We start from the raw sequence: 12577 nt of genomic DNA, 5'->3' as shown, positions 1-12577 counted from the left end.
CGTTCAGTAGCATATGAAACGACTATTGTTTGCGCTGCCCGTGCTGTGGCTGGCGTTGCTGCCCGTGCTGGCACGGGCCCAGAAGTTCGGCTACGTCGACACGGAGTTCATCATGACTAAGATGCCGGCCTACGCCCAGGCCCAGCAGGAGCTGAACACCGCGTCGCAGACCTGGCAGAAGGAAGTAGAAGCGCAGAAGAAGGATATTGACCGGCTCTACCGCACCTATCAGGCCGAGGAAGTGCTGCTGACGGAGCCGATGAAGAAGAAGCGGCAGGACGAGATTCTGAAAAAGGAGCAGGACGCCAAGGCCTACCAGAACCGGGTGTTCGGCTACGAGGGGCTACTGTTCAAAAAGCGGCAGGAACTAACCAAGCCCATCCAGGACCAAGTGTTCGAGGCGGTGGAAAAGGTGGCCAAGAAAAAGCAGCTGGCTATTGTGTTCGACAAAGCTGGCGACTTGACCATGCTCTATACCAACCCCGCGCACGATTACACGGAATTTGTCTTGGAAGAATTGGGTTTAGCTTCTGAGGACCGTAACCAACCTGGCCCGAAAGGTGCTGTGAAGACCGTAACGCCGCCTCAAACCCCCGCCGACCCGGAATTTGGCGACGACGCCCCCGCGACGAAAGCCGCTCCGGCCTCCAAGAGCAAGGCTACCTCCAAGCCGACTCCGCGGAATAATTAACTTTGTGCATCTAACCCCCTGACTTTTTCGCTCAATGACCCTGACCCGCAAGTTTCGCCTCGTGCTGGCCGCCGCGGCCCTGACGCTGACCGCCGCACCCGCCGCCCTGGCCCAAACTGCTCCGGCCACCAACGCTGGCCCCCTGAAAATTGGCTACACTAACGTAGACTACGTTATCAGCCAGATGCCGGAGAGCAAGCAGATTGAGTCGCAGCTGAAAGACTACAGCACCCAGCTGAAGAATCAGCTGGATGCTAAAATTGCCGATTACCGCAAGAAGGGCGAAGTCTACCAAGCCCTGCCGGCTACCACGCCCGACGCTATCCGCGCCGACAAGGAAAAAGAGCTGCAGACCCTGCAGAACTCCATCCAGGAGTTTCAGCAGAGCGCCGAGCAGTCGGTGCAGCAGCGCCAGCAGACCCTGCTGAAGCCGGTGTACGACAAGCTGCAGAAGACCATCGACGCCGTATCGGAGAAGAACGGCTACACCTACGTGTTCAACTCCGACGCTGGGTTCGGCACCACGCCCATCCTGCTGCACGGCCCCAAGGACGGTGACATTTCGGACCTTGTGCTGAAGGAAATGGGCGTAACGCCCGGTCAGAACAACGCGCCGGCCGCCAAGCCCGCTACCACTACGCCCGCTCCGGCCGCTACTCCGGCTGCCTCTGCGCCCAGCAAAACCAAAGTGAAGAAGAAGTAAGCCTCTTCTAACCAATACCCGAAAGCCGGAACCTGCCCGCAGGTTCCGGCTTTCCTATTTTTGAGCCCCAGTACCCGCCGCCATGACGCACGAACTCGACCCTGATCTGCTGCCCGACGGCTCCTCCAGCCTCGCCGAAGAAGACGAGCTGTACGAGCACCACCGCATTCAGGCCGACGGGCGGCAGGAGCCCATGCGGCTCGACAAATTCCTGCTCAACCGCCTGCCCAACGTGTCGCGCACCAAGGTGCAGGCGGGCATCGAGGCGGAAGCGGTGCAGGTGAACGGTAAGCCGGCCAAATCCAGCTACAAAGTGAAGGCCGGCGACGTGGTGACGGTGGTGCTATCCGAGCCGCCGCGCGAAGGCAAGGTGGTGCCCGAGCCCATGGCCCTCGACATTCGCTACGAAGACGAGCAGCTGCTGATGGTGAACAAGCCCGCTGGCATGGTGGTGCACCCCGCCTACGGCAACTGGAATGGCACGCTGGTCAACGGGCTGGCCTGGCACCTGCAGAACCTGCCCACCGGCCGCAACGGCGAAATTCGCCCCGGCCTCATCCACCGCATCGACAAGGACACCTCCGGCCTGCTAGTCATTGGCAAGACGGAATGGGCTATGACGCATCTGTCGAATCAGTTCTTCTACCACACCATTGAGCGGACTTACCTGGCGCTGGTGTGGGGCACACCCAAGGAGGAAACCGGTACCATCCGCGGCAACATCGGCCGGCACCCCAAGGACCGGAAGCTGATGACCGTATTCCCCGAAGGCAGTGAGCATGGCAAGCACGCCGTGACGCACTACAAAGTGCTGCAGAGCTTCGGCCCGGTGGCGTTGGTGCAGTGCAACCTCGAAACCGGTCGCACCCACCAGATACGGGCGCATATGAAGCACATCGGCCACCCACTCTTCGCCGATGCGGCCTACGGTGGCGACAAGATTCTGTACGGGCAGCGCACCGGTTCCTACAAAAGCTTCGTGGAAAACACCTTCGAGGTGATGCCGCGGCAGGCCCTGCACGCCAAGTCCCTGGGCTTCGTGCACCCGTCGACGGGGCAGCAGATGCAGTTTGAGGCCGAGTTACCCGAGGATTTTCAGCAAGCTTTGGCGCGCTGGGAGAAATATGCAGCCCAGCCCCATTAGTCATTGGCCAATAAAGGGCATAAAAAAGCCCGCTGCAGCACGCAGCGGGCTTTTTCAATATGGAGTAAGCTCAGCTTACTTTTTCTTGGTAGGAGCGGCTTTGCTGGCCGTTTTGGTGGGGGCGCTGAGCTGCTTCACCGCATCGGCAGCCTGGGTGTCTTCCGGCTTCACGGCCACGGCCTGCTGGAAGTTGCTCAGGGCTTGGGCCTTGTCACCCTTGATGGAGTAATACGAGCCCAGGTAACGGTAGGCTTCGGCCAGACCTTCCTTGTTCTTGGCGGGGTCAGCCTTGGCCACTTCGATGTACTTCTCGTAGTGCGGCTTGGCCAAGCCCTGCTTGATTTCGGGGTCTTGCAGCGAGTTGGCCTGGGCGCGCAGCAGGTAGGCCGGCATGTAGGTCGGACGAGCCGTAATTACGATGTTCGCCAGGCTATCGGTCTGCGGGTACTGCTTGTTCATGCTGTAGATGGTTGCCAGACGAACCTGGTCGGCCAGCTGCGGCTTGTCACCCATCTTGCGCTTGATGGTGGCAATGGCCTTCGGGTAGTCCTTCTTGATCAGGTAGGCCTGAGCCAGGTCGTTCGTCAGCTCATCGGCCTTTTTCGGATCGGCGGCAATAGCCTTTTCGATGATGGCAATACCTTCATCCGAGCGGCCGGCTTTGGTCAGAATCTTGCCCTGGTACACATAGTCCTCGGTGATGATCTTGTCCGCCGGGGCCATCTTCATGTACTTGTCAATGGCGGCTACGGCCTGATCGTTCTGATTGGTTTCGTAGAGCGTGTAGGCGCGCAGACGGTTCATGGTGAGGTTGTTGGGGTCTTTGGCCAACACCTCGTCAATCTGCGTCAGAGCTTCGGGGTATTTTTTATTGAGGTACAGGAAGGCCGCGTAGGTAGCCTGGGTAGCCGGGGTCTTCTCCGACATATCCGTGTACTTCTTCATCGTCTGCGAGGCCTGGTCGTACTGGTTGCCGTAGTAGTACATTTCAGCCATGTCGCGGTACACCGGAGCGTAGTTCGCGTTCATGTTGATGACCTTGTTGAAGTTGGTCAGCGCCTCGTTACCGTTGCGCGAACGAACGTTCAGCTGGCCCTTGCGGTAGTAGGCCAGGGTGTAGCCGGCATCGGCCGCCAGGGCGCGGTCGTAGGCGTTCATGGCGTCGCCGCCGCCGTTGTCGCGCTTCTGGTAGATGTCGCCCAGCCATACCAGCCAGGTCGGATCATCCTTTTTGTTCAGCTTGATGGCCTGATTGATGGCATCCACGCCTTTCTGGTTGTCCTTGATGTCGGACTCGGCGTAAGCCTGACCGATGGCGGCGAATACCTTGGCATCCTTGCTTTTCGAAGCCTTGATGGCGGCGTCAAACTGCGCATCGGCTTCCGCTTTCTTGCCTTGAGCCAGCAGAGCGCGGCCCGTGGCTACCATGGCCAGCGGGAACTTGGTGTCGCGCGAAGCCATGTTGAAGAAGTAGGCAGCCGAGTCGGCTTTCTCCTGCTTCGTGTACAGACGTCCCAACTCATACGCTGCTTCAGCATTCGACTGGTTGGGCAGCAGCTGGCGCTTGGCCTCGCTGTAGCGTTCCAGTTCGATGGATTGGCGAGCGGCCGGCAGGTTTTGAGCAAACACAGCCGGACCGGCGAGCGAAAAAGCAGCGAGGAGCGAGAGCTTCCAGGGCTTATTGATCATGAGGTAAGGGTAAGTGAAAAGGAAGGTGAGAGACAATTTTAACGGGCGCGGACCGGGCTATTGATTAGCCTGTACCAGACGAACCTGGCCGATGGCCGGCATCAGGCCCGACTTCAGGAAAATCAGCTGACCCTGGTTGCCCGCAACGAAGGATGCAAAGCCGGTGCCAAGTCCGGCGCGGGCCTCGCGGCTGATGACGTAAAGGTCGCGCCGGAGCGGGTACTCCTTGGTGGCCAGATAGGCCTGGTAAGGTTGTACGTAGTCGCTGGGGCGGGTGGGCTGGGCTACTTTCCCCACGCTGGCCACCCGAATCCGGTTCAGGAAGCCTTTTACTTTATCATCATCCAAGTCGCTAATCCAGTTAACACCGATTACGCCGATTGCGTTCGGATGGGTAGCAACGTAATCAATCAGCTTAGGGTTCGACTCGCTGGCGAAGACGTCGCCGGCCAGGGCCGCGCCACGCGTCACCGAGTCCTGCACGTAGCGGGTGGTGCTGGAGTTGTTCTGATCGAATACCGCGCTGATAGTGCCCAGGGCCGAAGCCTTGCCGCTGACCTGTTTCCACTGCTTCAGCTTACCCGTGAAGATGTCGTGCAGTTGCGTAAGGGAGAGCAGCGAATCCGGGTTCGAGGGATGCACGATGATGGCCACGCCGTCGGTGGCCACGTGCGTGACGCGCGGAATGATCTTGAGCTGGTCGAACACGGCCTGCTCGTTGGGCTTCAGCCCGCGGGCAATGATGATGGCGCGCACCTTGTCCTCCAGCAGGTCCTTCATGGCTTCCCGCTCGGGCTTGTAGGCGGCCTGCACGTGGGCGTACTGGTAGAGCTTCTGGAAGGTGTCGACGTGCGACTTCAGGATGGGCTCAAAGGTGTTGTCGATGCTGACTTTGATGTTGCCGCTGGTGGGCGTATCGGAGTCGGCGTCGGCCGTAGAGGCGTTGGAGCCGCCCCCGTTACAGCTGCTCAGCAGGGCCGCGCCCAGCAGCAGCGCCGCCCCGATGAACTGCCGGGTTGCACTAAAAAGTGTCATGTCGTTTGCGGAAATGCTGACGGAACTCACGAACAAATCTAAGTAATCCGTACAGGATGAACAGGCCACCGACGATGCGGCGGGTAGTCAGCGCCAGGACGAATACACCCGGAGGGGCCGCTATCAGAAACGCCCCCAGCCCGATGTAGACCAGCGCCATCAGCATGGTGAAGTAGCGCCGAGTCGTCCGCTGGCCGCGCCGACTGTTAATGCGCTCATCTGCGTTGGTATTGAGCATGGTTGGGAAAAGGCAGCTACACGGGCTGCTACTGCTTAACGTGTAAAAGTAGAACGTTTGTTCGCTGTATTACGGGAATCTAATGCTCAGGATAAGGAAAAAAAGCCAAAAGCCCGTTCGAGAACCGGGCTCAAACGGGCTTTTGGGTACGCAGAGTGCAACTATTGCTCAGCAAGCCGCCTTACTTGACGGTGAACGTAATCGGCAGGGTGTAGCGCACGGCCACGTTGCGGCCATTCTGGGCACCGGGCTGCCAGCGGGGCATCAGCTTCACCACGCGCAGAGCTTCTTCGTCGGTGCCGTAGCCTAAGCCCTTCAGTACTTGCACGTCCACAATGTCGCCGGTTGAGCTGACGGTGAAAGCCACGAAAACCTTGCCTTCGACTTGGCTGCGCAAGGCCATGGCCGGGTAGCGCATGTTTTTGCGCAGGAACTTCAGCATGGCCTCCGCGCCACCTTCGAATTCCGGCATCTTCTCCGCGTACACGAAAACCTCGGGCTTGGCCGGAGTAGCCGTTTCGGTGCCGGTGCCGCCCGGAGCGCCTACGCCGGGTTTGGTTACTCTACCGTCGTTCGGAACGGCGCCGCTGTCACCCGGCATATCAACGGGGCCAAACATTACGTCCGGCGGGGTTACAGTCACAGGCTTGTCCTGCACCAACTCATCAGGCTTCACCTTGGTGGGCAATGCCTGCATCGGCGGATTTTTGATTTCGGTCTTGGGCTGGGCTATTTCTTCGGGCTTGACGGGTTTGATGGGTTTAGCGTCGATGATTTGCGGTTCAATCGTTGGGTCGTAGATGACTGGCGGCGCAATCGGTTTGGCGGGCCACAACAGGCGGCTGATCATGGGCGAGGCGGCCAGCAGGGCAAACAGCATCAGCGCAAGTGCCAGGGCCCGGCGCAGGTGCACATTATAGTGTTGCCGAAGGTCGAAGGCCCCGTAGGCTTTGTTGCGGCCCTCGAAGATGATTTCGTCGAGGCTGCTGGGACGAAGTTGTAGCGGAGTCATGGTGAGTGTGTGGATTGAAGTGAACGATGGTGCGTATTTCATGAGGCCCGACCCTTATTTACTCAGCTCCAATCGACTACACTGCCTGACCTTCGCCCGCAAAACGCCGCTGCTTCCACCGTTGGTATGCGCTTAGCTGGAATTTTTCCAGCTAAGGCGAAAAAAGCAAAACCCCGAACCCGGCCGGAGCCTGATTCGGGGTTTTAGTCTTGACTGCCGGGGCAGTCGGGTAAGCTTACTTGATGGTGAAGGTTACCGGTACGGTGTAGGACACGCTCACGGCCCGGCCGTTCTGCTTGCCCGGCGACCAAGCCGGCATCTTGCTGATAACGCGAACTGCTTCTTCGTCGCAGCCGGCACCAATGCCTTTGGTCACTTTCACATCCGTAATCTGGCCGCTCGGACCCACTACGAAGTTTACGAACACCTTGCCTTCTACCTGGTTGCGCAGAGCCAGGGCCGGGTACTTGATGTTTTTACCGAGGTATTGCATCAGGCCTTCCATGCCGCCGGGGGGCTGGGGCATCTGTTCTACGTAGGTGTAGACTTTTGCCTCTACCACTTCCTCAACCACCTTGTTGCCCTCGTCGCCGAGGCCGCTCAGGTCAACGGCGAGGTTGTTGGTGTTGCCTTCCACCGTCTTGGTGGCTACCACTTTGTCCTCCAGCTCTTCCTGGTCGGGAATTTCCTCGATTTTTTTCACCTCTTCGTCCTTCTTGATGACGGGCGGAGTGAATTTCACCGTGGAGAGTTTGGGCGGAGGGGGGGGCGGTGCCGAGGGGGGCGGGGGAGGGGGTGGCGGCTCCGTCTTGTCCAGGGGAGGTGCTTCCAGCACCACCTCCGTGTCCAGTTTAGGCTTGCTCGTGTCCTCCTTCGGCGTGAGCATGCGGGCCAGCAGGGGGCCGCCGATCATCAGCGCGAAGAAGATCATGGCTACCAGGAACGCCCGCGTTACGTGCTTGCTGTACAGCTTGCGCAGTACATAGGCGCCGTAGGCTTTGTTCCGGCCTTCGAACACAATGTCTTCGAAAGATGCCCGTGCCAATTGGGCGTTATCCATCATAAGCCAGAGGATTTAATAAGGTCCGTATCTTCCTTCGTGATGTCCACCAGAGCGTACTTTTTCTGCCCGGTGATGGTCATTTCGTCGAGGATATCCACCATGTTCTTGTAGTTGGCTTTGTCGTCGGCTTTAATCATCACTACCGTAGTAGGACGTTGGGCGCGGCGGTCCACCAGCGTCTTGCGGATACCATCTGCCGAGTAGTTGCTCAGTTGAAGCTGCGGTTTGGTCGTAGCGTCGAGCAGGCCCTCGTAGTAGTAGATCTTGTCGTTTTCGCCGAGCAGGATGGTGAAGGCGTCGGAGGCCTTCAGCTCGTTCTGCTCTTCGGTTTCGTCCTTCGGCTTTACCGGCATCGAAATCTGCATCACCTTGGGCTTTGCAAACGTCGTGGTGAGCATAAAGAAGGTAAGGAGCAGGAAGGCCAAGTCCACCATCGGGGTCATGTCGATTTTGGTCGACATTTTCTTGGCCCGCTTCTTACCTCCTTTACCGGAGTCGGCCTGTTGTTGAATTTCTGCCATTGCTGCTTAGTTGCTGGCTACCGGTTTGGTTTCCAGATCCGTGACGAGATAGAAGCGGTTCAGGTTCTTCTCCTGCAGAATCTTGATGACGTTCTTCACCGTGGGCACATCGGCCGTACCGTCGCCCTTGATGGCGATATAGGGGGCCGAGTTGAACGTGCGGATGTTCTCCGCCCGTGCAGCCATTACCCACTCGGCCAGCTGGTTGTTCAGCGAGTCCACCGGGATGCCGGGCTGCTTCACCGCCTTGCGCTGCTCAGCCGGCAGGTTCAGGTAAGATTTCAGCTGCTGGGCGGGCAGGCCGAAGTCGGGCAGCAGCGCAAACTGCTTCTTCTCCTTGGCGGAGAAGCTCTGCCCGTACTTGGCGCCAACCTTTTCCAGGGCGGCAATCTTCACCGGCTGCGAGTCGGAGCTGAAGAACACGCGGCCTTCCTTGTCGATGCTGATTTGCAGCACGCCTTTATCGGGCAGCTGCTTGTCCGACACGGAGGAAGGAGTATCTACGACCACGGCGGTATCCTCCGTGGGCGTAGCGGTGAGCATGAAGAAAGTCACCAGCAAGAAGGCCAGGTCTACCATCGGAGTCATGTCCAACGATGGCGACACGCGGTGAGGTTTTACTTTTGGCATTTCTGGCTAGTTCAGAGGTTTCTTTGATTCAGTAACGTACGAGGTTGCGCGTTTAGTTTACGCAACCGTCGGATTTGCTACGCCGTTGTCGCCGTGCTGCGAGGCGAAGGTCTGAATGATGGAGAAACCAGCTTCGTCGATGCTGTAGGTCAGCTCGTCAATTTTGCTCGTGAAGAAGTTGTACATCACGATGGCAATGGCCGAGGTCAAGATACCCAGAGCGGTGTTGATCAGTGCTTCCGAGATACCGTTGGCGAGACCTACTGCATCCGGAGCACCGGCGTTTGCCAGAGCGGCGAATGCGTTGATCATACCAAATACGGTACCGAGCAGACCTACCAGGGTAGCAACCGAAGCGAGGGTCGAGATGATAACCAGGTTTTTCTCCAGCATGGGCAGCTCCAGAGCGGTCGATTCTTCGATTTCCTTCTGGATAGCCAGGATCTTCTGGTCTTTGTCCATACCACGCTCACGAGCCATTTCCTGGTACTTCAGCAGGCCCGACTTCACTACGTTGGCTACCGAGCCTTTCTGCTGGTCGCAGGTGGCAATGGCGCCGGTGATGTCGTTCACGTTCAGCTTCTGACGCACGGTGCGTACAAACGACTCAATGCTCTTCGAGCCTTTGGCGCGGCTGATGGTGAGGAAACGCTCGATGGAGAAGGTCACCACAATCAGGAACATGGACATCAGGATCGGTACGATAACACCGCCTTTGTACACAATGCCGAGGTAATCACCGGGCAAGGGGTTGTTGTGGTTGTTGCCGCCCTGGAAGTGGCTGCCGTCGCCCATGACGAACTTCCAAACTACGTAGCTGAGAACGAGTGCCAGCGGAATAACGATAGCGGCCAGTGCCGAACCGCCTTTAGCCTCGCCAGTCTTCGGCGCTGCAGGAGCGGCAGGCCGGGGAGCCGTAGCCGGCTTGTTCGGGACATTCTTTTGTTCCATTGTTCCGGAGATTAAGAAAAGGGTTGGTTGGTGAAAAAGGTTGACTGTGGTTGGAAATGGTTTAAACAACCGAAAGCCCTAAGACGGCGGAGCCCCGCTCACCCTCACAAACTGGCTCAGGGAAAAGAAGCCAAAACTGTGGGTCTGCTCGTGTGCGGGGCCTTCGTCCGTAGTAGGTCTATCCTTGGCAAACCTAAACAAAAGGCTTGGCGCCGCCAAATTAAAAGGAGTCCTAAAGCGTTTAAACCGGCATCAGCCCCGAAAAAAGGCTATTTCGTTGCAATTGGTTCAATGGGGTCCGGAGGCAGGTGTTTGGCTGCATTCCAGTACTGATCCATCTCGGCGAGGGTGAGGTCGGGCAGGTGGCGGCCCGAGCGGGCTACTTCGGTTTCGAGGTAGCGGAAGCGGCGGATAAACTTCCGGTTGGTCTGCTCCAGGGCTTCTTCGGGGTTGATGCCGGCGAAGCGGGCAAAGTTTACGAGCGAGAATAACAGGTCACCAAACTCGGCGGTGGCCCGGGCCGAATCGACCACGTCGCCGTCGCGAAATTCGGCGCCGAACTCGGCCAGCTCTTCCTGCACTTTGGCCCATACCTGTGCTTTTTCTTCCCAATCGAAACCGGCGCCGCGCGCTTTTTCCTGGATGCGCATGGCCTTCACCAGCGCCGGCAGCGACACTGGTACGCCGCCCAGAACGGAATCGTTGCCCTTCTCCTTGAGCTTGAGCTGCTCCCAGTTGCGCTTGACATCCTCCTCGTTCTGCACCTGCACGTCGCCGTAGATGTGCGGGTGACGGTGAATCAGCTTGTCGCACTGGGCATTGAGTACGTCGGCCACGTCGAAGCGGCCCTGTTCGCTGGCAATTTTGGCGTAAAAAACCAGGTGCAGCATCACGTCGCCCAACTCCTTTTGCACATCGGGCAAATCCTCGCGCAGGATAGCATCGGCCAACTCGTAAGTTTCCTCGATGGTGAGGTGGCGCAGGCTCTGCATGGTCTGTTTCCGGTCCCAGGGGCATTCGGCCCGCAGACGGTCCAGCACATCGAGCAAGCGGCCGAAAGCAGCCAGCTGCTCGGGCCGGCGGTCGGGCGTGTTGTACTCCATTGACTCAAATATACGGCGCATGTTAAAAACCGGCGGAGTGAGTGCCCACCCACAAAGGTAGAATGCGGTAGTGCGCTGATTACCTGTGCAGGAGTCAGGATAGATTTTTGATGCATCGGTTAGCCAAAAGCCACAAGCTGCAGGTAAAAACCAGAACACGGGCCGTTCCTGACCTGGGAATCGGCCCGGCCGGAGCTGGGCAGTAGGCGGGGCGGGGGGGATTCACTACTTTTGCCGCCTGAAAAACCGACATTTCTTGTGGCACTGATCAAATCCATCTCGGGCATCCGGGGCACCATCGGCGGCCGGGCGGGCGAGGCTCTCACCCCCATCGACGTGGTTAAGTTCACGGCAGCCTTCGGCACCTGGGCCCTGACCCAGTCGCAAAACCGCACCATCGTAGTAGGCCGCGACGCCCGTCTGTCGGGCGACATGGTCAATAAACTGGTCATCGGCACCCTGCAGGGGCTGGGTATCGACGTCATTGACCTGGGTCTTTCGACCACGCCGACGGTGGAAATGGCCGTGCCGGCCCGCAAAGCCGCCGGCGGCATCATCCTGACGGCTTCGCACAACCCCAAGCAGTGGAACGCGCTGAAGCTGCTGAACGAGAAGGGCGAATTCATTTCGGACGCCGACGGCAAGCAGGTGCTGGAAATTGCGGAGCAGGAAGCTTTCGACTTCGCCGCCGTGACCAAGCTGGGGCAGGTGACGACCGACAACTCGGCGCTGAAAAAGCACATCAAGGCCATTCTGGCGCTGCCGCTCGTGGACGTGGAAGCCATCAAGGCCAAGAACTTCCGGGTGGTGGTCGACGCCGTCAACTCCTCGGGGGGCATTGCCGTGCCGCTGCTGCTGGAGGCGCTGGGCGTGGAGAAAATCGAGAAGCTGTACTGCGAGCCAACCGGCGACTTTGCCCACAACCCCGAGCCGCTGCCCGAGAACCTGCGCGACATTGCTAAAGTGCTGGAAAAGGGCTCGTTTGACCTCGGCATCGTGGTGGACCCCGACGTGGACCGCCTGGCCCTCATCAACGAGGACGGCACCATGTTCGGCGAGGAGTACACCCTGGTGGCCGTGGCCGACTACGTGCTGGGGCAGCTGGGCGGCGGCAACACCGTGAGCAACCTGAGCAGCACCCGCGCCCTGCGCGACGTGACGGAGAAGCACGGCGGGAGCTACGCCGCCGCGGCCGTGGGCGAGGTGAACGTGGTGACCAAAATGAAGGAAACCAACACCGTTATCGGCGGCGAGGGCAACGGCGGTATCATTTACCCCGAGCTGCACTACGGCCGCGACGCGCTGGTGGGCATTGCCCTGTTTCTGACGCACCTGGCCAAGTCGGGCAAGACGATGACGCGCCTGCGCGCCTCCTACCCGAACTATTTCATCTCGAAAAACAAAATCGAGCTGACGCCGGATATTGATACCGATAAAGTGCTGGCGCAGATGGAGAAGCGCTACGCCAAGCAGCCGGTCAATACCATCGACGGGGTGAAAATCGAGTTTGACAAGGAGTGGGTGCACCTGCGCAAGTCGAACACCGAGCCGATTATCCGCATCTACGCCGAATCGGACTCGAACGCCACGGCCGACCACCTGGCGCAGAAAATCATCGGCGACATCAAGGAAATCATTAGTCGCTGATTTCGTTGATTGCGCTGATTTTTTGGGCAACTTAACAGGTGGTGCCACGACTCTAAAAGTCGTGGCACCACTGTTTTTAAGCCGCGCCGTGTGAACAGGGGTACGATTGAAATTACGGGCAGCTTATTCGTAGTGGCACTACGGCCCCGA

Annotated in this window: 13 protein-coding genes; 4 read left to right on the top strand and 9 right to left on the bottom strand. The window is 58.7% G+C overall.

Annotation, left to right across the window (positions count from 1 at the left end; all coding sequences use genetic code 11):
* The first annotated feature begins 13 nt into the window (after window positions 1-13).
* The 3 genes from EJV47_RS02000 (at window position 14) to EJV47_RS01990 (ending at window position 2538) form a co-directional block, all read left to right on the top strand.
* Window positions 14-691: an OmpH/Skp family outer membrane protein gene (locus EJV47_RS02000; protein WP_126691462.1), complete on the top strand. Its 678-nt coding sequence runs from the start codon at window positions 14-16 to the stop codon at window positions 689-691.
* 34 nt (window positions 692-725) lie between these two features.
* Window positions 726-1394 carry an OmpH/Skp family outer membrane protein gene (locus EJV47_RS01995; protein WP_126691461.1) on the top strand — a complete coding sequence of 223 codons (669 nt, stop codon included), beginning with the start codon at window positions 726-728 and terminating at the stop codon, window positions 1392-1394.
* 82 nt (window positions 1395-1476) lie between these two features.
* Window positions 1477-2538: an RluA family pseudouridine synthase gene (locus EJV47_RS01990; RefSeq protein WP_126691460.1), complete on the top strand. Its 1062-nt coding sequence runs from the start codon at window positions 1477-1479 to the stop codon at window positions 2536-2538.
* A gap of 75 nt (window positions 2539-2613) precedes the next feature.
* Here the strand turns inward: EJV47_RS01990 and EJV47_RS01985 are convergent, their stop codons facing one another.
* The 9 genes from EJV47_RS01985 to mazG form a co-directional block, all read right to left on the bottom strand.
* Window positions 2614-4227, bottom strand: a complete 1614-nt coding sequence (locus EJV47_RS01985; RefSeq protein ID WP_126691459.1) for a tetratricopeptide repeat protein — start codon at window positions 4225-4227, stop codon at window positions 2614-2616.
* Window positions 4228-4284: 57 nt separating this feature from the next.
* Entirely contained in the window at window positions 4285-5262 is a 978-nt protein-coding gene (locus EJV47_RS01980) for a PstS family phosphate ABC transporter substrate-binding protein (protein ID WP_126691458.1), read from the bottom strand.
* A complete protein-coding gene (locus EJV47_RS01975; RefSeq protein WP_126691457.1) occupies window positions 5249-5500 on the bottom strand; it encodes a hypothetical protein in 252 nt (83 codons plus the stop codon). The genes EJV47_RS01980 and EJV47_RS01975 overlap by 14 nt, the downstream gene beginning before the upstream one ends.
* A gap of 181 nt (window positions 5501-5681) precedes the next feature.
* Entirely contained in the window at window positions 5682-6512 is an 831-nt protein-coding gene (locus EJV47_RS01970) for an energy transducer TonB (protein ID WP_165903579.1), read from the bottom strand.
* 235 nt (window positions 6513-6747) lie between these two features.
* Complete coding sequence (locus EJV47_RS28860) at window positions 6748-7575, bottom strand: energy transducer TonB (RefSeq protein ID WP_279389051.1); 828 nt, start codon at window positions 7573-7575, stop codon at window positions 6748-6750.
* Window positions 7572-8096: an ExbD/TolR family protein gene (locus tag EJV47_RS01960; protein WP_126691455.1), complete on the bottom strand. Its 525-nt coding sequence runs from the start codon at window positions 8094-8096 to the stop codon at window positions 7572-7574. The genes EJV47_RS28860 and EJV47_RS01960 overlap by 4 nt, the downstream gene beginning before the upstream one ends.
* Window positions 8097-8102: 6 nt before the next feature.
* Window positions 8103-8702, bottom strand: coding sequence for an ExbD/TolR family protein (locus tag EJV47_RS01955; RefSeq protein ID WP_243650974.1), 600 nt, complete (start codon window positions 8700-8702; stop codon window positions 8103-8105).
* A gap of 81 nt (window positions 8703-8783) precedes the next feature.
* Window positions 8784-9677 carry a MotA/TolQ/ExbB proton channel family protein gene (locus tag EJV47_RS01950; RefSeq protein ID WP_126691453.1) on the bottom strand — a complete coding sequence of 298 codons (894 nt, stop codon included), beginning with the start codon at window positions 9675-9677 and terminating at the stop codon, window positions 8784-8786.
* Between the two features lie 269 nt (window positions 9678-9946).
* Entirely contained in the window at window positions 9947-10801 is an 855-nt protein-coding gene (mazG, locus tag EJV47_RS01945; protein ID WP_243650973.1) for a nucleoside triphosphate pyrophosphohydrolase, read from the bottom strand.
* Window positions 10802-11038: 237 nt separating this feature from the next.
* Between mazG and glmM the strand changes: the two genes are divergently transcribed.
* A complete protein-coding gene (glmM, locus tag EJV47_RS01940) occupies window positions 11039-12427 on the top strand; it encodes a phosphoglucosamine mutase (RefSeq protein ID WP_126691452.1) in 1389 nt (462 codons plus the stop codon).
* The last annotated feature ends 150 nt before the right edge of the window (window positions 12428-12577 follow it).

It is taken from the genome of Hymenobacter gummosus, assembly GCF_003970915.1.
GTDB classification, from domain to species: domain Bacteria; phylum Bacteroidota; class Bacteroidia; order Cytophagales; family Hymenobacteraceae; genus Solirubrum; species Solirubrum gummosum.
The sequence above is the reverse complement of the archived record's forward strand: the minus strand, read 5'-3'. Positions and strand labels throughout refer to the sequence as shown.